The sequence below is a fragment of the Pantoea sp. MT58 genome (assembly GCF_014495885.1).
In the GTDB taxonomy this organism is placed as follows: domain Bacteria; phylum Pseudomonadota; class Gammaproteobacteria; order Enterobacterales; family Enterobacteriaceae; genus Pantoea; species Pantoea eucalypti.
Genome location: NZ_CP061084.1, coordinates 378,907 through 399,334 on the forward strand (window position 1 = coordinate 378,907; position 20,428 = coordinate 399,334).

The window sequence follows — 20,428 nt, forward strand, 5'->3', positions numbered from 1 at the left end:
TCTTCTGCCTGCTGATGAGATAGCTGGCCTACGTAAACCAAAAAGAAGTGAGGACCCTGTGCGCCATTATGGATTGATGATAGCCCTTCTTTTTTCGGGTTTCGCCACTGCCCACACCCTGAAAACGGGTTTTCCTGTCCCCACCGTCTATGTCGCCGACAAAGGCGAAATGGTGCTGAAACAGGGCGACATTCATTATCAGCGCTGGAATAGTCAGACTCTGACCGGAAAAGTGCGTCTGGTGATTCATGTGGCGGGTCGTCTCTCTGCGAAAGATCAGAGCGAGCCTTTAATCAATGCCATTCAGCAGGCCCGACTGCCGCGAGACCGTTTCCAGACCACCACCATCGTCAATACTGACGATGCTCTGCCCGGCAGTGCCATTTTTGTAGTGCGTAGCATTGCGTCCAGTAAAAAGGCTGACCCATGGCAGCAATTCATTATCGACAGCAGTGGCGTTACCGCTCACAGCTGGCATCTTCTGCCGGAAAACGCGTCAGTGGTCGTCATTGATCCGAAGGGAATTGTGCGTTTCGCCAAAGATGGCGCATTATCTGACGAGGATGTCGCCAGCGTGATAAAAACGCTGCGCGCATTACTGGGTTGATTCAGGCAGAATGCCCCGTTAATTATCGACGTTAAACACGGAATGCTGCTGAATTTACCGACATTTTTATCTCTGTGAACTACACTTAGTTGTAATGGAATTACCCGCCGTTCTTTGAAAACCTGCCCACTATGCAAGGGCAGTCGGGGACGATTATTGAAGATGGCATCGAAGAATTTCGACCTGCTGTGACTTCCTCTGTAGATAAGGACAGCCATGATGACGGTCTGTGCAGAACAACACGTCAATTTCAACCGCAGTGAGGCTGCGAGCCTGTTGAACGACATTGAGCAACGGCTCGATCAGCTTTTACCGGTTGAAAGTGAACGTGACCTGGTCGGCGCTGCAATGCGCGACGGTGCGCTGGCACCGGGAAAGCGTATTCGTCCGCTACTGTTGCTGCTGGCCGCGCGCGATCTCGGTTGCGACGTCACGCCCACCGGTTTGCTTGATCTCGCCTGTGCAGTGGAGATGGTCCATGCCGCCTCCCTGATTCTGGATGACATGCCCTGCATGGATGATGCGCAGTTGCGTCGTGGACGTCCGACCATTCACTGTCAGTATGGCGAACATGTGGCGATTCTGGCCGCGGTTGCACTGCTGAGTAAGGCATTTGGCGTGGTCGCCATGGCAGAAGGCTTAACAGCGGCCGCCCGAGCAGACGCAGTCGCGGAGTTATCCCATGCGGTAGGTATGCAGGGACTGGTGCAGGGTCAATTCAAAGATCTCTCAGAGGGTGACAAACCACGCAGTGCTGATGCCATTCTGATGACCAATCACTATAAAACCAGCACGCTGTTCTGCGCCTCAATGCAGATGGCCTCCATTGTGGCAGAAGCGTCAGCAGAGACCCGCGAACAGCTGCACCGTTTTTCACTGAATCTCGGTCAGGCTTTCCAGTTGCTGGACGATCTTACCGACGGCATGGCCGATACCGGCAAGGATACCCATCAGGATGAGGGTAAATCGACGCTGGTGAATCTGCTTGGGCCTCAGGCAGTTGAAACGCGACTGCGAGACCATCTGCGTTGCGCCAGCGAGCACCTGCTCTCGGCCTGTCAGGACGGTTATTCCACACATCATTTTGTTCAGGCCTGGTTTGAGAAAAAACTCGCTGCCGTCAGTTAAGGATGCTGCATGAGCCACTACGCGGTCATCGCACCGCCCTTTTATAGCCATGTGCAGGCGCTTCAGCATCTTAGCCAGGCCTTAATCGCGCGCGGACACCAGATTACCTTTATCCAGCAGACGGACGTCAGCGCGCTTCTCACTGACCGGCGAATTGGCTTTTTCCCGCTGGGCTTAGCCTCGCATCCCGCGGGCAGTCTGGCGCATACCCTGCAGCTGGCGGCGCATCCTCTTGGCCCGTCGATGCTGAAACTGATCAATGAGATGGCGCGCAGCACCGATATGCTCTGTCGCGAATTGCCGGTGGTGCTGAACACGCTGGCGATCGATGGCGTCATCGTCGATCAGATGGAACCTGCCGGTGCATTAGCAGCAGAGTTTCTGAATCTGCCTTTCGTTTCGGTTGCCTGTGCGCTGCCGCTAAACCGTGAGGCAGATTTTCCGCTGGCCGTGATGCCATTTGACTATGCAGGGACAGATCAGGCGCGCGAACGCTATCGCACCAGTGAAAAAATCTACGACTGGCTGATGCGGCGTCACGATCGGGTGATCGCCCGCAATGCTCATGCAATGGGATTAGCACCGCGCGAAAAACTGCATCACTGTTTTTCACCGCTGGCACAGATCAGCCAGCTTATCCCGGCACTCGATTTTCCCCGCCAGACCCTGCCCGACCATTTCCACGCGGTTGGACCTCTGCGCGCTGCGGAATCGTCATCGGCTGCGTCGAAGACACGCTATTTCACGCAGGACGACAAACCGAAGGTTTTTGCTTCACTCGGCACCCTGCAGGGTCATCGCTACGGCCTGTTTAAAACCATCGTCCGTGCCTGTCAGGAGATTGACGCGCAGTTATTGCTGGCGCATTGCGGTCGCCTGTCACCGTTTCAGGCGGAGAAACTCGCGCAGGCCAGCCATGTTCAGGTGGTCGATTTTGCCGATCAGGCAGCGGCTCTGGCGCAGGCCGATCTGGCCATCACCCACGGCGGGATGAACACGGTGCTGGATGCAGTTAACCACCTGACGCCGCTTCTGGCGATCCCGCTGGCCTTTGATCAGCCAGGCGTTGCGGCCAGAGTGGTCTGGCACGGTATCGGACGTCGCGCATCACGCTTTACCACCAGCCACTCAATGGCCCGCCAGCTCCAGACCTTGCTGGCAGATGAGAGTTACGTTGAGCAGATGAAAACGCTGCGCACCGCCCTTCGTCAGGCGGGCGGGACAACACTGGCAGCGGACATTGTCGAACAGGCGATGCTGACCCGTAAACCGGTGCTTAAGAGGAGAGATTATGCCGCGGTATGATCTTATTCTGGTGGGTGCGGGACTGGCAAACGGCCTGATTGCTTTGCGCCTGCGTCAGCAGCGGCCGTCCCTGCGCATTCTCTTAATTGATGCCGAAAGTGAGCCAGGCGCGCATCACACCTGGTCATTTCATGCGGAAGATCTGACTGAAACACAGCATCACTGGATTGCGCCACTGGTCGTTCATCACTGGCCCGGTTATGAAGTGCGCTTTCCTCAACGACATCGTTCCCTGAACAGTGGCTATTTTTGCGTGACCGCAGAGCGTTTTGCGCAGGTCATTCGTGACAGATTTGCGTCGGAACTGCTGCTGAACACCAGAGTGGCGAACATCGCTTCACGCTCGGTCACGCTGGAGGATGGCCGCGTACTGGACACTGACGCGGTGATCGATGGTCGTGGCTATCAGTCCGATACCGCGTTGCGTATGGGCTTCCAGTCGTTCGTCGGGCAGGAGTGGCAGCTCAGTGAACCACACGGACTGACTGAACCGATCATCATGGATGCGACGGTGGATCAGCAGGCAGGCTATCGTTTTGTCTACAGCCTGCCGTTTTCTGCCGATACAGTGCTGATTGAAGATACCCATTATATTGATCACGCCACGCTGGAAGGCGATCGCGCCCGTGAGAATATCCGTGACTATGCCGCGCAGCAGGGCTGGAAACTGAACCAGCTACTGCGAGAAGAGCAAGGCGCGTTACCGATTACACTGACCGGCGACGTGGCTGCCTTCTGGCAGAAACGCGATTTACCCTGCAGTGGTCTGCGTGCCGGGTTATTTCATCCTACCACTGGCTACTCTCTGCCACTGGCGGTCTCACTGGCTGACCGGCTGGCTCAGATGCAGACGTTTACCTCTGAAACCCTGCACGCCACCATTGCGCATTTCGCCAGTCAGGCCTGGCAGCAGCAGCGCTTCTTCCGCATGCTAAACCGGATGCTGTTTCTCGCGGGTCCGGCTGACCAGCGCTGGCAGGTTATGCAACGTTTTTATGGACTTCCCGAAGATCTGATCGCCCGTTTTTATGCGGGAAAACTCACTTTGTCTGATCGGCTGCGTATCCTAAGCGGCAAGCCACCGGTTCCCGTACTGGCGGCATTACAGGCTATTATGACTCCTCACCGTCAACAGGCGATGCAATGAATAGAACGACAGTAATTGGCGCAGGCTTTGGTGGTCTGGCTCTGGCCATTCGCCTTCAGGCGTCCGGTATTCCCACCCGACTGCTGGAACAGCGTGACAAGCCTGGCGGCCGGGCTTATGTCTATGAGGATCAGGGCTACACCTTTGATGCCGGTCCAACGGTAATCACCGATCCGAGCGCCATTGAAGAGCTGTTCACGCTGGCGGGCAAAAGGCTCTCTGACTATGTCGAGCTGATGCCAGTCAAGCCGTTTTATCGCCTCTGCTGGGAGTCTGGCAAGGTATTCAGTTATGACAACGATCAGCCAGCGCTGGAAGCACAGATTGCTGCGTTTAACCCGCGTGACGTTGAAGGCTATCGGCGCTTTCTAGACTATTCCCGTGCGGTGTTTGCGGAAGGCTATCTGAAACTCGGCACTGTGCCGTTTCTCTCTTTCCGCGACATGTTGCGTGCTGCACCTCAGCTGGCAAAGTTACAGGCGTGGCGCAGTGTTTACAGCAAAGTGGCAAGCTACATTGAAGATGAACATCTTCGTCAGGCATTCTCTTTTCACTCGCTACTGGTGGGCGGAAATCCCTTTGCCACGTCGTCAATTTACACCCTGATTCATGCACTGGAACGTGAATGGGGCGTCTGGTTCCCACGCGGCGGCACTGGCGCCCTGGTTCAGGGCATGGTGAAGCTGTTTGAGGATCTGGGTGGGGAAGTAGAGCTGAATGCCAGCGTTGCCCGTCTGGAGACGCTGGAAAATAGAATTACCGCCGTGCATCTGGATGACGGGCGGGTATTCCCGACCCGTGCGGTCGCCTCTAACGCGGATGTGGTTCACACGTATAGCGAATTACTGAGCCAGCATCCGGCATCGGTGGCGCAGGGGAAAACCCTGCAGAATAAGCGCATGAGTAACTCGCTGTTTGTCATCTATTTTGGCCTGAATCATCATCATGATCAGCTGGCGCACCATACCGTTTGCTTTGGTCCGCGCTACCGCGAATTAATTGATGAGATCTTCAACAAAGACGCGCTGGCAGAGGACTTCTCACTCTATCTGCATGCGCCCTGCGTGACCGATCCGTCACTGGCACCTGAAGGCTGCGGCAGCTATTACGTGCTGGCGCCCGTGCCGCATCTCGGCACCGCCGATATCGACTGGAGTGTTGAAGGTCCGCGCCTGCGCGACCGCATCTTCGACTATCTGGAGCAGCACTATATGCCGGGCCTGCGCAGTCAGCTCGTGACGCACCGCATCTTCACGCCGTTTGATTTTCGCGATGAGTTGAATGCCTATCAGGGCTCGGCGTTCTCGGTGGAGCCGATCCTGACGCAGAGCGCCTGGTTCCGGCCGCACAACCGCGATAAGACGATCAAAAATCTCTATCTGGTTGGGGCGGGTACGCACCCTGGCGCGGGTATTCCGGGCGTCATTGGATCGGCCAAAGCCACTGCAGGATTAATGCTGGAGGATTTGGCTTGAACAGTCCGTCACTGCTCGACCATGCCGTAGAAACCATGGAAGTGGGTTCAAAAAGCTTCGCCACGGCATCGAAGCTTTTTGATGCCAAAACACGACGCAGTGTGCTGATGCTCTATGCCTGGTGTCGGCACTGTGACGACGTGATTGACGATCAGGTGCTGGGCTTCAGTAACAATACGCCGTCGCTGCAATCTGCGGAACAGCGCCTGGCGCAGCTGGAGATGAAAACGCGTCAGGCCTATGCCGGATCACAGATGCATGAACCTGCCTTTGCGGCCTTTCAGGAGGTGGCGATGGCGCATGACATTCTGCCTGCCTATGCCTTTGATCATCTCGCAGGTTTTGCGATGGATGTTCGCGAGACACGCTATCAGACGCTGGATGATACGCTGCGCTACTGTTATCACGTGGCGGGCGTGGTGGGTCTGATGATGGCGCAGATTATGGGCGTGCGAGACAATGCCACGCTGGATCGTGCCTGTGATCTCGGGCTGGCATTTCAGCTGACCAATATTGCGCGCGATATCGTTGAAGATGCTGAAGCGGGACGCTGCTATTTGCCCGCCGAGTGGCTGACTGAAGCGGGTCTGACACGAGAGACGCTGGCTGACCCGCATAATCGCCAGGCACTGAGTCGCGTTGCCCGTCGGCTGGTAGAGACGGCCGAGCCCTATTACCAGTCGTCGTTAGCCGGACTGCCCGGTTTGCCGCTGCGCTCAGCGTGGGCGATTGCTACTGCTAAACAGGTGTATCGTAAAATCGGGATGAAAGTTGTTCAGGCGGGTTCACAGGCGTGGGATCAACGCCAGTCCACCAGCACACCCGAGAAACTGGCTATGCTGGTGGCGGCATCAGGTCAGGCGGTTACTTCCCGGATGGCGTATCCTGCTCCACGTCCCGCTTACCTCTGGCAGCGCCCCGTTTAACACCGTGACGTTCCCGCAGCGTCGCCTGCAGTTTTGACAACGGCGGCGCATAAAGGAAACCAAACGAGACGCAGTCCTCTTTGCCACGTACAGCATGATGCATGCGGTGCGCCATATAAAGTCTGCGCAGATAACCCCGGCGCGGAACATAGCGGAACGGCCAGCGTTGATGAACCAGGCCATCATGCACGATAAAATAGAGCAAACCGTAAAGCGTCATCCCCGCGCCAATCCACTGCAACGGCCAGACACCTGTGCTGCCCAGATAAATGAGCAAAATCGACAGGCAGGCGAATACCACTGCATAAAGGTCGTTAACCTCAAACCAGCCTTTATGGGGTTCATGATGAGACAAATGCCAGCCCCAACCCCAGCCGTGCATAATATATTTGTGCGCCAGTGCAGCCGTTATCTCCATACCGATAACGGTGACCAGAACAATCAGGGCATTCCAAATCCACAACATAGTTTCTCCCGAGCATGCATCCTGCAAAGTGGCGCAGAGGTTCAATTTTAACAGAAGTTGGGGAAAACCGCGTTCAGGAGATAAACAGAGGATAACGGGAACGGGGCGGGCACCTTCGTGCGTGAAATATCTTTCAGGTTAAATCGTGATCCATTGGTGTGCGAAACGCGTGACGTGCAGCAACCATTAACTGACTGGCGGTTACCGTGGCGGGCAATCGCATTAAAATTTTACTCGCCTGCCAGTAACATAAGACCATGACCTCATCCTCCTCTTTTTCTGCCAGTTCATGCAATCGGGCGCGGAGTGACAACACATTGATACTCTGCTGCTCGTCCAGCATGTCTGAGATCGTCTGGTTAATGACGCGATGCAGAGTTTTCCAGGTGAGATCGGTATGCAAAATTAACCTCTTTTAACGCTTATCGGCTCGGGGCAGGCGATCAGCAGGAAAGTCGCAGAGATGGCTTCATCATGCAGATAGCAAACTCTGCGGGTAACTATAGCGCTCTTCAGTTCAGCTGACGATAAAGAGTCAGATAATGAGAATGCTATTGCCTTTAATTCTAGCGATCAATGGACCTGCCTGTCTCCTGTTACGCGCCAGTCAGTGATTGATTGCTGATTTTTGTAACAATTGCGGCTGATTCTCAACTGGCTGAAATAAAGAGGATTTGCCAGAGTAAATGTCTTACCTTCCTGTTTATCTTTTAGGAGTTACCGATGTATCAGCATGCTGATGTCCTGGTGTGGGGCCATGGCCCCGAAGTGTTTGAAGTTTTCCTGGAACCTACCTGTCCTTTTTCGGTGCGTGCATTCAATAAATTAGACGCATTACTGGCGCACGCAGGTGAAGATAAAATCACCGTGAAGATCCGGCTGCAATCTCAGCCATGGCATCTTTATTCCGGGCTGATTGTCCGCTATATCCTTGCCGCCGCCTGCGAAAGTAAAGACGCAGCGAAGAAGGTGATGCAGGCGGTGGCCGATCATCGTGAAGAGTTCGAATTCACCGACCACTGCACCGGCCCGAATCGCGATACCACGCCAAACCAGATTCTGGACCGTCTTAAAGCGTACAGTGGCGTAGATGCCAGCGCCGCGTTTGATCAGCCTGACCTGCAGAACGCGATTAAATGGCACTGCAAGTATGCTCGTCAGAATGGTATCCACGTTTCCCCGACCTTTATGGTCAATGGTCTGGTACAACCTGAAATCAGCAGTGGTGACGACATCGAACATTGGTCGAGCTTTCTGATGCGTTAGTTTTACGTGCGCGGCCGCCGTTGCCGCGCCAGGCTTTAAACCACCGCTAAGAGAGCCAGTACGCCATCTCTTTCAATGTCCTGATAATTATGCCTGTTTTCCCGTAAGCAGGCCGGGTAAGCTGTACGGCTATTAGCAGCGTTTGAGCCGTTGCTACATCCTCTAAACGGCGCCGCTGGCCTGCAGTTATGCTGGTCAGGCGCTTATTTCACTAAGGATTTGCAGATGACAATGACGCTTGAACAGATACAGGACAAATATCCGGGTGCATTTACAGATGCATTTGGTGATTCTCCGGAATTAGCCAGCGAGCTTGCAACGCTGATTATTGCCGGAAAGAAGGTGGCTACCTGCGGTTCATTGCGGAGCTGGCAGGAGCAGGATGCCTTGCCTCAGCCGGGCGGTTACAGCATTGTTCTGAACGGCGAAAAGCAGCCGGTGTGTGTTATCCGCACCACCGGACTATTCCTGACGCGCTTTGACCGCGTGACGCCAGAGATGGCGATGCTGGAGGGTGAAGGCGATCTCAGCCTCGACTACTGGCGACAGGAACATCAGCGCTATTTCGAACGTGAAGGCTATTTCCACAGCGAAATGGAGCTGATCTTCGAGACGTTCCAGCTGGTCGAGGTGATTTAAACCCGCCTCCTACAGCGTATTCGCTGCCATCAGCGCCAGCCGCGTAACGCCCCGCGCGGCAAGGTTATCCGCCGCCTGGGCGGCGCGCATGCCACTGGCGCACACCAGCACCACGCGCTGATCGGATGGCGGCTGCCAGGCTGCTATCTGCTGCGGCAGAATCCGTAACACCCTATCAGCCACACTTTCAGACGCCTCCTCCAGACTACGCAACTCCACAACGCAGTCATCATCCCTGAGCATCAGACGATCGATAAAAGGCGTGCCAGGCGTGTCCGGCTCAGGTGCATCATCGAAGCGAAACTGCCTGATGTGCCAGTCCACAAAGTCACACTGGATCATGCAGCCAAGCGGCGATGGCATCAGCCTGAGTAATACACTCAGTGCCATCTGTGCCTGCATTGCACCCAGCGTCGCCACCGCAGGTCCCATTACGCCAGCGGTATTGCAGTTACCCGAGGCCACGGGCAACTGCGGGAACACTGCGCGATAGCCGGGCGCACCGCCGCAGAATCCGCCGACATACCCTTTACGCCCCAGCACCGAGGCGCAGATCAGCGGCAGGTCGCGCGGATAGCAGACGTCAGAAAGCTGATAAGTAATGGCGAAGTTATCCGCCGCATCCACCACCAGATCGATTCCCTCCAGCGCCTGCGGTAGCTGACTGGCGCTCAGCAGGTGTGAATGCGCCTCGACAAGGCAGTCAGGATTTCGCTGCGCCAGCGCACGCTGCGCACAGCGTGCTTTAGGCTCGCCCACATCGCCGACACCAAACAACGTCTGCCGGTGAAGATTGTGCAGTTCAACACGATCGCCATCGTAAAGACGAATAAATCCCACGCCCGCACCTGCCAGTAACGGCAGCAGGGTGGCGCTGAGGCCGCCCGCGCCCACCACCAGCACGCTTGCCCTGGCCAGCCGCTGCTGCCCCGCTTCGCCAATTTCAGGCAACATGGTCTGTCGCTGATAACGCGCCATTGTCTCTCCTCAGAACTCTGCCAGACCAAAAATGGGCGTAGAGGCAGAGGCCATATCACGCTGCTCCATCAGGCCCGCCTGGAATCCCTGATGTCCGCCATAAATCGCAGCAGCAAACGCACCGGCCATCCGCACCGGATCGCCTGCTTTTGCCACCGCTGTGTTGAGCAGCACACCGTCGAAACCCATCTCCATAGCCTGCGCCGCCTGACCGGGTGAGCCGATACCTGCGTCGATAATCAGCGGCACATCTTTAAACCACGCACGCATCGTGCGCAGCCCTTCGATATTGCGCAGCCCCTGACCGGAGCCAATTGGCGCGCCCCAGGGCATCAGCACTTCGCAACCCGCTTCCAGCAATTTTTCACCGACAATCAGATCTTCGGTGGTATAGGGAAAAACCTGGAAACCGTCAGCACAGAGGATGCGCGCGGCTTCAACCAGTGCAAAAGGATCGGGTTGCAGCGTGTCAGCATGGCCGATCACTTCCAGTTTGATCCATGGCGTGTCGAACAGTTCACGCGCCATTTGCGCCGTTGTCACGGCTTCTTTTACCGTGTGGCAACCGGCTGTATTCGGCAGAATGCGCTTGTTGAGCTGTTGCAGTAGCGTGCGGAAGGCACCCCCTTCGCTGCCCTCCCGTCGAAGGCTGACAGTAATGATTTCTGCACCTGAGGCGTCGATCGCCTGCTGCAGAATGTCGGGAGACGGATAGCCAGCAGTACCCAGAAGAAAGCGGGATTGCGGCGCAAATTGATAGAACATCATTAACCTCCCTGCATCGGTGACAGGATTTCCAGCTGATTACCCGCCTCAAGTTGCTGGCTGGCATACCGGCTTCGCGGCACAAACTCACCGTTCAGCGCGGCGGCGACGGAGCGCGGGTCGATCTGCTGCTCCTGCAGCAGTTCCGCCAGCGTGCCTGCATCGGTTTCAATCGTGCGTCCATTAAGTTGAACTCGCATGAGTCATCTCCTGAGTCAGTTGCAGCATGAGGTTTTCAGCCATGATCGGAGCCAGCAAAAAGCCATGGCGATACAGCCCATTGAGCGAAAAACGGCCATTCTCAAAACGAACCTCCGGCAGGTTCTGTTGATAGGCAGGGCGCAGGCCGGTGCCGCTCTCCACAATCCGCGCTTCAGCCAGCGCCGGATGCAGACTGTAAGCGGCGCTTAGCAACTCCATCATGGCTCTGGCGCTAATCGGACTGCTGTCGTGACTTTCGACCATGGTGGCACCCAGCATGAAGTGCCCTTCTGCTCGGGGCACCAGATAGCAGGGAAAGCGAGGATGCAGCAGCCGGACAGGACGGGAGAGCTGAACGTCATGCGTCTGGAGGATCAGCATTTCACCCCGTACGGCGCGCAGCGCGGGCTGCTGATCCGCGGCGTGAATGCCACGGCAGTCAATGATGGTGCCGGTGGGTTCACCACTGTGTAAGGGCACGCCAGCCTGTTGTAATTTGTCACGCAGTTGCTGCAACGCCAGGCGGGGATCGAGATGCGCCTCCGCCGCAAAATACAGACCACGGGCAAAGCGATTTTCCAGCGCCGGTTCGATATCACCCGGTACGACCCACTCATGTTTTTCCGTCATGCTGGCGAAGCGCGTCAGTTCGCGGCTATCACGCGGCGGCGCAACCACCAGCGTACCCTGCTGTTCCACGCCATCAACACGTTGCGACCACCAGCCTGCAGCGTGCTGGCCCCAATCGATCACCTGCTGAGGCGCGCTTTCCGCTTCGCACCAGGGCGCGAGCATGCCACCCGCCCAGTGTGAGGCGGCACGACAGTCAGGCTGCGTAATGATTTCGACGGTTTCTCCCCGCTCCATCAGCAGTGTGGCGACGCACAGCCCGGCCACGCCACTGCCAAGCACCGACCAGCGGCTCATGATGTCCACCGGCGAGGAAGAGAGAGATTCTGGATGAGATATTTCACTTTGGCCTCGTTATACGTTAACGAAGACCCGTGATACGGAGGGAAAAGGCAGAGGCGTCGTGCATGCGCCCCTGCGGCAAGTATCTGATGCGATACCCGTCTTCCTACGCCAGTATCAACTGGGTCAGGTTCTAAGGGTCGCTAAGCCGCGCGATGCGCTATTAGCCTCTCAGTCTCTCTGGCGAGACTCCCCTGACGGGTTTAGTTGTAAGTGAAGCGGGCAGCTTCGTCAAGCGCGCACAGGATGGCTGCTAAGAATTTTAGGGGACAGGCAAGGTTTTGCGCCAGAGTCAAATGCAATGCGTTAGCAGTAGGCAATGAGAGGGTGTTTAAACTGCAGTCGCCTTACAGCGCCTGCAGTGATTGTGTCAGCACGTCGGTGATTTCACGAATACGCGGTTCAGCACGACGATAATAGGTCCATTTGCCCACTTTGCTGGCTTCGACCAGCCCGGCACTGTGAAGTGCTTTCAGGCATAACGACGTGGCGGGCTGTGATAAGCCCGCCTTGTCCTGTATGAGGCTGGCACAGACGCCATACTGATCGAAGGGATAGAGCTGGGTATAGCCCGCAAACGCTTCTTCAGGATGTTTAAGCCACTTCAGCACTGCCACTCGGGTTGGATTGGACAGTAACTTCAGGGCATTTTCGGGGGACATGCCGCCTCACAGAGTATCAGGATTGAAAAACAGGATAGTCAGTATAACCCTTCTCCGTGCCGCCATACAGAGAGGCGTGGTCGACCTCATTCAGCGGATGACCTGATTTAATGCGTGCAGGCAAATCAGGATTAGCGATAAATGAACGACCAAAACCAAACAGATCGCCCCAGCCTTTTTCCAGTACATGCTGCGCTTTTTCAGCCGTGTAACGACCGGAATAGATGATCGGAGAGCGGAATGTTTCCCGCAGCGCAACGCGGAAACTTTCAGGCATGTCCGGGCTATTATCCCAGTCCGCTTCGGCAATGGAGAGATAACCGACTTCAAGTTCATTCAACAGTTTAGCGGCACGGATGTAGGTGGCATGGGGATCGCTTTCAACCAGACCGAGATAAACGCGCTCTTCGTCAGTACTCGAAAACAGAGGGGCAAACCGGACGCCCACGCGATGGCTGCCAAAGACCGAGCTGACGGCCTCAACGACTTCACGCAGGAAGCGCAGACGATTCTCCGCTGAGCCACCATATTCATCCGTACGCAGATTAGTATGCTCTGAAATAAACTGGTTAATCAGATAGCCGTTAGCGGAATGCAGTTCCACGCCGTCGAAACCGGCTGCTTTGGCGTTCTCCGCTGCCTGTCGGTAAAGCGCAACGATCTCTTTAACTTCCTCTGTGGTCAGTGCCCGTGGCTCGCTGGGTGCGGTCAGTATCCCCGCGCCTGGCCCGGTTTCAATAAATACCCGGACGTTATCGGCTGCGATGGCTGAAGGCGCTACCGGTGGCTGTTTACCTGGCTGAAGTTCATTGTGTGACACGCGGCCAACATGCCAGAGCTGGCAGAAAATGGTGGCACCTTCCTGATGTACCGCCTCTGTAACCTTTTTCCAGCCCGCGATTTGCGCGTCGCTATGGATCCCCGGCGTCCATGCATAGCCCTGCCCGCGAGGCTCAATCTGGGTGCCTTCAGTGACCATCAGTCCCGCACCGGCACGCTGACGGTAGTATTCCACCATCATATCGCCGGGAATATTGCCCGGCTGTTCACTGCGGCAACGCGTCAGCGGCGGCAGGACAATGCGGTTTCGAAGTTTGAGATCGCCCAGGTTCAGGGGGGTAAAAAGTGACGGCATAACAAAAAGTCCTCTGATGTGTGAAGAGGCGCCATTATATTTACACATTTAAATTTGTAAATGTGTAATCTGTGCTTTTTGTTCCCGAACCTTTACCATTGGTGGCGTTATTACACGCTTTTTACCCGTTGAATCTCATCATTGCGGTATGCGGATGGCTTTCAGAGCTGTACTCATTTATCTTTTTCCTGACAGGATAATTCCCGGAAAATATTGTGACCACACTACTTTCTTTAGACGCGCTCGGACCGCGCATTTGTATTATGGGCCCGTCGAACAGCGGAAAATCGACTTTAGCGGACGCTATCTCCCACAAAACAGCATTACCTGCCATTCATCTGGATCAACTTCACCATCTTCCGGGAAGCCAATGGATTCCAAGAGCACCGGCTGAATTTCTCCGCTTGCACGCTGCCGCGGTGAGTCAGGAAAAATGGGTTATGGATGGGAATTACACAAAATGTATTGAAGAACGTCTCGCGCGCGCCACCGGATTCATTCTTCTGGATGTAAAAGTGCCAGTGGCGCTGTTTCGGTATATTCGCAGATGCTACTCATTCACGCCGCGAGTTGGCGGTCTCGGAATACGCAAAGAGCATGTAACCCTGGATATGCTGAAATATATTATCCTTACTGCCCCAAAGAACAGAAAGCGCCATAAGAAACTTTATGACCATGTCAGACTGCCTAAGCTTCTGCTGCATTCTTCAACTGATGTGAATGCCTGTCTGAAATACTGGGGCTTAACGTTTACGAATAACTGACCATGGCTGCTGTTATTAATCCAGTAACGTTAAGCTCGCCAATAGTGCATTCAGCGACTCAACAGGCCCGGCATGATTTGTCTCTGAACGGGTAGAATCCCAGGGCATCGCGTCATCGGTACAGTAGTCTCCGATGCACTGCATATCGGCAGGTTCATTGAGTAAACCCACCGGGATCCAGATATAGGGCCTGTCACCCAGCGCGTTAGGTACGGTCGAACCACAGCTGGAACAAAAATCGTTGCGATAACCGGTCGGTTTACGCCAGGAAGCGAGCTGGCTTTCACCGGATAGCCAGCTAAAGTCTGTCTCATTCACCAGCGTTGCAAGATTGTATCCGGTTCCGCTTTGCTTTCTGCAGAGTGAACAGTGGCACCGATAAAAGTGGCTGGGTGTAACAGATAGTTCAAAAGTCACGGTTCCGCAGAGACATGCGCCTTGCATTTTTTTGCCTTGTAAGTGGGGATTCTGAAATTGCCCGATCATTTCAGGTTTTAAGCCAGAAGCAAAATTCTATCACTCATCATTAAAGGTCACGAGTTGCGGCTGAATATCAGTTTTAACCCTGCCAGACCAAAGCAGCAGGCTAACAGCGCATCGAGTCCTCGACGAATCCGACGGTAAAAGGCGCTCATGACGGCAGTTGAGAACAGCAGAGCATATCCGCCGAAGACAAACATGCAAATGGCCGCACAGCCGCAGATAATAATCGGTAGCGTTGACGCCATCCCCTCCGGCTTCAGTGCAAATGACATGATGGCTACCCAGGTGAGAATCGCTTTAGGATTGCCGATATGCATCAGTATTCCCTGCCGGAAAAGTCTGCCATAAGCTACACGATCATCGCTGGCGGTAAAGTCACTGGCTTCCGTGCGACGTAATGCTGATTTGCCCGCTTTAAAGGCCAGCCAGAGCAGATACAAGCCACCGCCGATTTTTAACGCAATCAGTAACTGGGCGAAGGTTGCCAGCACGGTCAGCACACCGCAGGCGGCAAGCAGCGCCCAGATCATTGAACCACTCACGACACCCGCCGCCAGCGCCAGTGCGGCACCTCTGCCCTTTTTCATTGCCGTGCCCATTATGGCCATATTGCTCGGCCCGGGACTGGCCGTGGCGACAAGATAGGTGGTGAAGATCAGGACTAACTCGTGTGAAAGCGCCATCATTGCCTCGGTGATGCGTGGTTATCCGTCTGTTATATCGGCTGGTGTATGAATTTACAATTCATTCACACGATGTCGTTCAGCCTCCAAAGGATGTCCGCCATCACATGCGCGCGTTAACTTTCAGGCAGTGATAGTCATGGATGTTTGCGGTCATCCAGACGCAACTGCATAAATGTCAGATCCAGCCAGCGCCCGAATTTATTGCCGACTTCTTTCATGGTGCCCGCCTCCGTGAAGCCCAGCTTTTTATGCAGTGTGATTGACGCTACATTTTCCGATTCAATGCCCGCCACCATCACGTGCTTTTTGCTCTTACAGGCAAGCTGAATTAACGTCCGCATCAGGGCATCACCTATGCCTTGTCCCCGCGCGTGATTATGAACATAAACAGAGTGTTCAACGGTGTGGCGATATCCATCCCAGGGCCGCCAGTCACCGAATGAGGCATATCCCAGCACGCTTTCATCGTTGTCCGTTGCCACTATCACAGGAAAACCCGCCTGCTGACGACTGTGTATCCATGCGATGCGGTTCGCGACATCTACCCTGCTTTCATTCCAGATAGCCGTGGTGTTAAGCACCGCATCGTTATAAATCTCAGCAATCACATCAGCATCACTTTCAATAGCCGCACGAATAATCATGGTAGACACCCCTTTGCCCATTCACTAAAGTAGATGAATTGTACACAATGATAGTTATCCATTATGTTAGATGAAATGTCCAGTAAAGAAGATAGCCTGAATATCCGGATCGGATTAAAGGTTAAAGATGAAAGAGAAAGACGCGGCTGGTCACTGACTGACCTTGCAGGTCACTCCGGTGTATCGCGGGCGATGATCCACAAAATTGAGCGTGGAGAGAGCAGCCCGACGGCAGTGCTGTTAGCGCGGCTTTCGGGCTCTTTTGACATGAGCATCTCGCAGCTTCTGGCCCAGACCGAAGTTCAGACAGGAACGCTGGTCAGGCACGAAAATCAGCCGGTATGGCAGGATCCTGAAACCGGCTATTTGCGTCGGCACGTTTCACCGGGTGAGATGCCGGTCGATCTGGTCAGTGTCGAACTGCCCGCCAATACCGCTGTGCCGATGCCCGCTATCTCGTATATTTCGAGACGTCAGCTTATATGGGTACTGGAAGGGTCATTGACCTTCGAAGCGGGCTCCAGCACGTATGAAATGGCGGCTGGCGATTGTCTGGAACTGGGCGATCCGGCTGATTGTGTCTTCAGAAATAACACCAGCAAGGCGTGTCGATACGCTGTGATCGTCCTGCGGCCAGTCTGATCCGTTTATTGGCAGACATCCATGCTTGATGATGTATTTACACCGCGCTGTATCTGAACGGATTATCGCTGTTTAGCCGTGGTTATTTAACGATTATTCCCGGCATAGATATCAGGCCGCGTCATCGTCCAGATATAGTTCTCCCGGTTAGCCTTTTGGTCTGATTTTTTCTTGTCGGTACTGATCAGATAATGGTTATGGCGCCACTCAAATATTGTATTCATCTTCGATCCTTTTACCTGATGATTGACTGAAAATATCAGCTTTAACAACAGATATAACATGACGATATGAGTAAGGGATCAGGTAAGAAGATATTTTAACGATGAGGCTGGCGGGAAAAGAGAAGGTGCAGAAGATAGGTAGTAGCGTAATTTTAATGCTGACACGTATCCCTGTGCAAACCCACTCCCAGCACAGGGAATACTACTCAGTCCGGCTTTTGGTTTCTCACTAGCGAATCGCCAGCCGGACTGAGCCTGCTCAGGAAAAGTTTATTTTCCCAGAATCTCTCTGCGGACAATCTCTGCGCCGGCACTCAACGCATGCAGTTTGCCATTGGCCACCTGACGCGGCAGCGGGATCATGCCGCAGTTGGTAGAAGGATAGAGATTTTCAGCATCCACAAACTGCAGCGCCTTGCGCAGCGTGTTTGCCACTGCTTCAGGTGTCTCAATTTCATGGGTTGCCACGTCGATAGCACCGACCATGACTTTTTTACCGCGAATCAGCTCGATCAGGTCCATCGGAACGCGCGAGTTCTGACACTCCAGTGAAACGATATCGATAGCCGAACGCTGAAGTTTTGGGAATACCTCTTCATACTGACGCCACTCTGTACCCAGCGTTTTCTTCCAGTCGGTATTCGCCTTAATGCCGTAGCCATAACAGATATGAACGGCGGTTTCGCACTTCAGACCTTCGATGGCACGCTCTAACGCAGCAATACCCCAGTCATTCACCTCATCGAAGAAGACGTTAAACGCAGGCTCATCAAACTGAATGATATCCACGCCTGCTGCTTCTAACTCTTTGGCTTCCTGATTCAGGATTTTTGCGAATTCCCAGGCCAGCTTTTCACGACTTTTGTAGTGATTGTCATACAGGGTATCGATCATCGTCATTGGCCCCGGCAACGCCCACTTAATAGGACGATCGGTCAGTTTGCGCAGGATTTTCGCATCTTCAACAAACACAGGCTTCTGACGTGAGACTTCACCCACCACGGTCGGAACGCTCGCGTCGTAACGATTACGGATGCGGACCACTTCGCGCTTTTCAAAATCCACACCGCTGAGGTGCTCAATAAACGTCGTCACGAAGTGCTGACGGGTTTGCTCGCCATCACTGACGATATCAATACCGGCACGAACCTGATCGTCCAGACACAGACGCAGCGCATCTCTTTTGCCGTCAACTAACTCATCATCCTGCAATTTCCAGGGTGACCAGAGCACCTCTGGCTGCGCAATCCATGAAGGTTTAGGCAGGCTGCCCGCGGTGGATGTCGGTAATAAGGTTTTCATAGCAGGTGACCTTCTGGTTTTAATTAATCAAAGAACGAATTCAGCAGACCATTGTGCAAGAAGTGTCTGATTAGGCTTGATGAAATGCGCCTCAGTAAACCTGCCCTGCTCGACGGCCAGTCGGCTGCGCTCTTCGCGATCGTAAACAATACGGGTTAATGAATAATCCTGATGCTGCAGCGTGGGCTGATAGCACTGTCCGGCTGCAGAATTGGCGTTATAAATTTCCGGGCGATAGATTTTCTGGAACGTTTCCATCGTACTGATGGTGCTGATCAGCTCAAGATTGGTGTAATCGCTGAGCAGGTCGCCATGGAAGTAGAAGGCCAGCGGCGCAACACTGCCCTGCGGCATAAAGAAACGCACTTTCAGACCCATTTTTCCGAAGTAAACGTCAGTCAGGGAAGGCGCATCCTGCTGATATTCGATGCCCAGTACCGGATGATGGTTACCGGTGCGCACGTAGGTGTTTTTGCTCGACACGCTCAGGCAGATAACCGGCGATTTACTGAAGCTCTCTTTATAGGCCGCTGAATTTACAAAGCTTTTAAAAATATTGCCGTGCAGCTGACCAAAATCATCCGGCAGACTGAATTCTGACTGGCCTTTATTGTGCTCTGCAAGCACGACACTGAAATCATAATCACGCACATAGGATGAGAAGTTATTGCCGACAATCCCTTCAATGCGCTGACCGGTTTGATGATCCATGATGTGCGTTTTAAGAATTTCAATCGCCGGGAACAGCTCGTCGGAACTTTCCGGGCGAAGATTCAGCTCAGCAGAAATAATCTCAAGTTCAACAGAATAGCGATCGCTTTTAGGATTGTCCCAGTGCGCCAGCGCGTTGAAACGATTGTCGATCATCGCCAGGGCGTTATGCAGATTTTCCTGACGTTTTTCGCCGCGCGCTAAATTAGCGAAGTTAGTCGTCGCCCGCGTATTTTTCGAAGGATTATAGTTTTCGTCGAAACGAATGCGCTTGAGGGTAAAGGCTAAATTGTTCATCGCTATCGGGTATCCTGGTCGCTGAGATGAATGGTTGTTTTAAGGGTTTTTCCAGCGTTACTATCCCTTTACAAGCATTCATATGACTCAAAGTTATTAACAATTCTTACTTTATGCCTCAACGCCGGGTTGAAAAAAAGTGATTAAATTTCAACGAACATGAAGGAAATTCATGTTGAGGTCGGGAAGTGGGGATTTTTTCATGACAAGAGCGAGGTTTTAAACGCCGGCGGGTTAAATCCGTGCATAAAAGCCTCGCTGCAGGCGGGTTAAGCTGACCGCTAAATTTTATAAAAGTTATCGCACATCACTTTGTGCGCGCCTGATTTAATCGAAAGCCTGCTGGCCACCTCTTTCATCAGTTTACCCAACCCACCGTCACACGTTGTCTGCGTCAGGCGTGATGCGGGCCCGGTCAGTGCCAGCGCCGCAATCAGTTTGTCACCTTCGCCAAACACCGGTACTGAGAACGCCGCGATATGCGGATCGCGTATACCTGACGTGAACAGGGGAAGCATAGGCGCAGTGTCAAACAGAGGTTCATTCAGACCCCAGTAGCGAAGCACCTGTCCGATAGCAGAATTATCCAGCGGCAGAAAGGTGCCCGGCAGACGCGTTTCGCGTAATCCTTCCGACGGCTCGGCTCTGAAAAGGCAGAGTCGTTGCTCATTTTCCATCACATACCATGAGGCACTTTCGCCCGTCGCGGTCGCCAGTGCATGCAGTTCAGGCTGAACAATACTCGCCAGATGGAAGGACTGCTCATAGAGCTTGCCCAGATAAAGCAGTCTGGGCCCCAGAGTGTAAACGCCATTGTCGCGGCGAATCACATAGTTCATGCGCTCAAGTGAGTTCATCAGGCGATAAACCGTCGTTTTATGGTAGCCCGACAGCTGCGCCAGGGCGGTAAGCGTCAGCGACTCCTCGCCAGGTTTGAAACAATCCAGCAGCGCCAGCGCTTTTTCTACGGCAATTACGCCTTCATTCCCCATCGGTACGTCCT

General features: G+C 54.1%; 25 protein-coding genes and 1 riboswitch. Of the genes, 10 read left to right on the forward strand and 15 right to left on the reverse strand.

The window, feature by feature from the left end; translation table 11 throughout:
* The first annotated feature begins 76 nt into the window (after nt 1–76).
* The 6 genes from IAI47_RS20645 (at nt 77) to crtB (ending at nt 6,588) form a co-directional block, all read left to right on the forward strand.
* The gene (locus tag IAI47_RS20645; RefSeq protein ID WP_033742868.1) at nt 77–607 is read left to right on the forward strand and encodes a YtfJ family protein; all 531 of its coding nucleotides are present in this window, start codon (nt 77–79) and stop codon (nt 605–607) included.
* 219 nt (nt 608–826) lie between these two features.
* Nucleotides 827–1,735: a polyprenyl synthetase family protein gene (locus IAI47_RS20650; protein WP_033742919.1), complete on the forward strand. Its 909-nt coding sequence runs from the start codon at nt 827–829 to the stop codon at nt 1,733–1,735.
* 9 nt (nt 1,736–1,744) lie between these two features.
* On the forward strand, nt 1,745–3,040 hold the full coding sequence (locus IAI47_RS20655; RefSeq protein ID WP_003851562.1) for a glycosyltransferase: 1,296 nt from the start codon (nt 1,745–1,747) through the stop codon (nt 3,038–3,040).
* On the forward strand, nt 3,027–4,187 hold the full coding sequence (gene crtY / locus IAI47_RS20660; protein WP_008924747.1) for a lycopene beta-cyclase CrtY: 1,161 nt from the start codon (nt 3,027–3,029) through the stop codon (nt 4,185–4,187). The genes IAI47_RS20655 and crtY overlap by 14 nt, the downstream gene beginning before the upstream one ends.
* The gene (locus tag IAI47_RS20665) at nt 4,184–5,662 is read left to right on the forward strand and encodes a phytoene desaturase (RefSeq protein ID WP_008924748.1); all 1,479 of its coding nucleotides are present in this window, start codon (nt 4,184–4,186) and stop codon (nt 5,660–5,662) included. Before crtY ends, IAI47_RS20665 begins: the two co-directional genes overlap by 4 nt.
* Nucleotides 5,659–6,588 carry a 15-cis-phytoene synthase CrtB gene (gene crtB, locus IAI47_RS20670; protein ID WP_008924749.1) on the forward strand — a complete coding sequence of 310 codons (930 nt, stop codon included), beginning with the start codon at nt 5,659–5,661 and terminating at the stop codon, nt 6,586–6,588. The genes IAI47_RS20665 and crtB overlap by 4 nt, the downstream gene beginning before the upstream one ends.
* On the opposite strand, the gene IAI47_RS20675 is transcribed toward crtB, so the two are convergent.
* Together IAI47_RS20675 and IAI47_RS20680 are read right to left on the reverse strand one after the other, a co-directional pair.
* Complete coding sequence (locus IAI47_RS20675; protein ID WP_008924750.1) at nt 6,527–7,054, reverse strand: sterol desaturase family protein; 528 nt, start codon at nt 7,052–7,054, stop codon at nt 6,527–6,529. The two genes, crtB and IAI47_RS20675, sit on opposite strands and share 62 nt — an antisense overlap.
* Nucleotides 7,055–7,187: 133 nt before the next feature.
* Nucleotides 7,188–7,457, reverse strand: a complete 270-nt coding sequence (locus IAI47_RS20680) for a hypothetical protein (RefSeq protein ID WP_003851569.1) — start codon at nt 7,455–7,457, stop codon at nt 7,188–7,190.
* A gap of 320 nt (nt 7,458–7,777) precedes the next feature.
* On the opposite strand from IAI47_RS20680, the gene IAI47_RS20685 reads away from it, so the two are divergent.
* Together IAI47_RS20685 and IAI47_RS20690 are read left to right on the forward strand one after the other, a co-directional pair.
* Complete coding sequence (locus IAI47_RS20685; protein ID WP_008924751.1) at nt 7,778–8,320, forward strand: thioredoxin domain-containing protein; 543 nt, start codon at nt 7,778–7,780, stop codon at nt 8,318–8,320.
* Between the two features lie 225 nt (nt 8,321–8,545).
* Nucleotides 8,546–8,959: an ASCH domain-containing protein gene (locus IAI47_RS20690; protein ID WP_003851573.1), complete on the forward strand. Its 414-nt coding sequence runs from the start codon at nt 8,546–8,548 to the stop codon at nt 8,957–8,959.
* Between the two features lie 9 nt (nt 8,960–8,968).
* Here IAI47_RS20690 and IAI47_RS20695 read toward each other — a convergent pair whose 3' ends face one another.
* From IAI47_RS20695 to IAI47_RS20720, 6 genes are all read right to left on the reverse strand, one after another.
* Nucleotides 8,969–9,937: a HesA/MoeB/ThiF family protein gene (locus IAI47_RS20695; protein WP_008924752.1), complete on the reverse strand. Its 969-nt coding sequence runs from the start codon at nt 9,935–9,937 to the stop codon at nt 8,969–8,971.
* A gap of 9 nt (nt 9,938–9,946) precedes the next feature.
* Nucleotides 9,947–10,702, reverse strand: a complete 756-nt coding sequence (locus tag IAI47_RS20700) for a thiazole synthase (RefSeq protein WP_003851577.1) — start codon at nt 10,700–10,702, stop codon at nt 9,947–9,949.
* Nucleotides 10,703–10,704: 2 nt separating this feature from the next.
* On the reverse strand, nt 10,705–10,902 hold the full coding sequence (gene thiS / locus IAI47_RS20705; RefSeq protein WP_003851578.1) for a sulfur carrier protein ThiS: 198 nt from the start codon (nt 10,900–10,902) through the stop codon (nt 10,705–10,707).
* Entirely contained in the window at nt 10,886–11,830 is a 945-nt protein-coding gene (locus IAI47_RS20710) for an FAD-dependent oxidoreductase (RefSeq protein ID WP_008924753.1), read from the reverse strand. The genes thiS and IAI47_RS20710 overlap by 17 nt, the downstream gene beginning before the upstream one ends.
* A gap of 131 nt (nt 11,831–11,961) precedes the next feature.
* A riboswitch (TPP riboswitch) is annotated at nt 11,962–12,081 on the reverse strand.
* A gap of 141 nt (nt 12,082–12,222) precedes the next feature.
* Nucleotides 12,223–12,537, reverse strand: coding sequence for a helix-turn-helix transcriptional regulator (locus IAI47_RS20715; RefSeq protein WP_008924754.1), 315 nt, complete (start codon nt 12,535–12,537; stop codon nt 12,223–12,225).
* A 16-nt stretch (nt 12,538–12,553) separates the two neighbouring features.
* Nucleotides 12,554–13,672 carry an alkene reductase gene (locus tag IAI47_RS20720; protein ID WP_003851584.1) on the reverse strand — a complete coding sequence of 373 codons (1,119 nt, stop codon included), beginning with the start codon at nt 13,670–13,672 and terminating at the stop codon, nt 12,554–12,556.
* Between the two features lie 215 nt (nt 13,673–13,887).
* On the opposite strand from IAI47_RS20720, the gene IAI47_RS20725 reads away from it, so the two are divergent.
* The gene (locus IAI47_RS20725; protein WP_085980545.1) at nt 13,888–14,436 is read left to right on the forward strand and encodes an AAA family ATPase; all 549 of its coding nucleotides are present in this window, start codon (nt 13,888–13,890) and stop codon (nt 14,434–14,436) included.
* Between the two features lie 15 nt (nt 14,437–14,451).
* Here IAI47_RS20725 and IAI47_RS20730 read toward each other — a convergent pair whose 3' ends face one another.
* The 3 genes from IAI47_RS20730 to IAI47_RS20740 all read right to left on the reverse strand — a co-directional run bounded on the left by IAI47_RS20730 (nt 14,452) and on the right by IAI47_RS20740 (nt 16,249).
* Nucleotides 14,452–14,880 (reverse strand): GFA family protein, encoded by a 429-nt coding sequence (locus IAI47_RS20730; RefSeq protein WP_008924756.1) that lies wholly within the window; start codon nt 14,878–14,880, stop codon nt 14,452–14,454.
* Between the two features lie 89 nt (nt 14,881–14,969).
* Nucleotides 14,970–15,602, reverse strand: coding sequence for a LysE family translocator (locus IAI47_RS20735; protein WP_008924757.1), 633 nt, complete (start codon nt 15,600–15,602; stop codon nt 14,970–14,972).
* A gap of 137 nt (nt 15,603–15,739) precedes the next feature.
* Nucleotides 15,740–16,249 carry a GNAT family N-acetyltransferase gene (locus IAI47_RS20740; RefSeq protein ID WP_008924758.1) on the reverse strand — a complete coding sequence of 170 codons (510 nt, stop codon included), beginning with the start codon at nt 16,247–16,249 and terminating at the stop codon, nt 15,740–15,742.
* 63 nt (nt 16,250–16,312) lie between these two features.
* On the opposite strand from IAI47_RS20740, the gene IAI47_RS20745 reads away from it, so the two are divergent.
* Nucleotides 16,313–16,891: an XRE family transcriptional regulator gene (locus IAI47_RS20745; protein WP_008924759.1), complete on the forward strand. Its 579-nt coding sequence runs from the start codon at nt 16,313–16,315 to the stop codon at nt 16,889–16,891.
* Nucleotides 16,892–16,977: 86 nt separating this feature from the next.
* On the opposite strand, the gene IAI47_RS20750 is transcribed toward IAI47_RS20745, so the two are convergent.
* From IAI47_RS20750 to IAI47_RS20765, 4 genes are all read right to left on the reverse strand, one after another.
* The gene (locus IAI47_RS20750; protein ID WP_003851592.1) at nt 16,978–17,115 is read right to left on the reverse strand and encodes a hypothetical protein; all 138 of its coding nucleotides are present in this window, start codon (nt 17,113–17,115) and stop codon (nt 16,978–16,980) included.
* 270 nt (nt 17,116–17,385) lie between these two features.
* Nucleotides 17,386–18,417, reverse strand: a complete 1,032-nt coding sequence (locus IAI47_RS20755; protein ID WP_003851594.1) for a methionine synthase — start codon at nt 18,415–18,417, stop codon at nt 17,386–17,388.
* A gap of 27 nt (nt 18,418–18,444) precedes the next feature.
* Entirely contained in the window at nt 18,445–19,425 is a 981-nt protein-coding gene (locus IAI47_RS20760; RefSeq protein WP_008924760.1) for a DUF1852 domain-containing protein, read from the reverse strand.
* A 281-nt stretch (nt 19,426–19,706) separates the two neighbouring features.
* A complete protein-coding gene (locus IAI47_RS20765; protein WP_008924761.1) occupies nt 19,707–20,417 on the reverse strand; it encodes an IclR family transcriptional regulator in 711 nt (236 codons plus the stop codon).
* Nucleotides 20,418–20,428 lie beyond the last annotated feature (11 nt).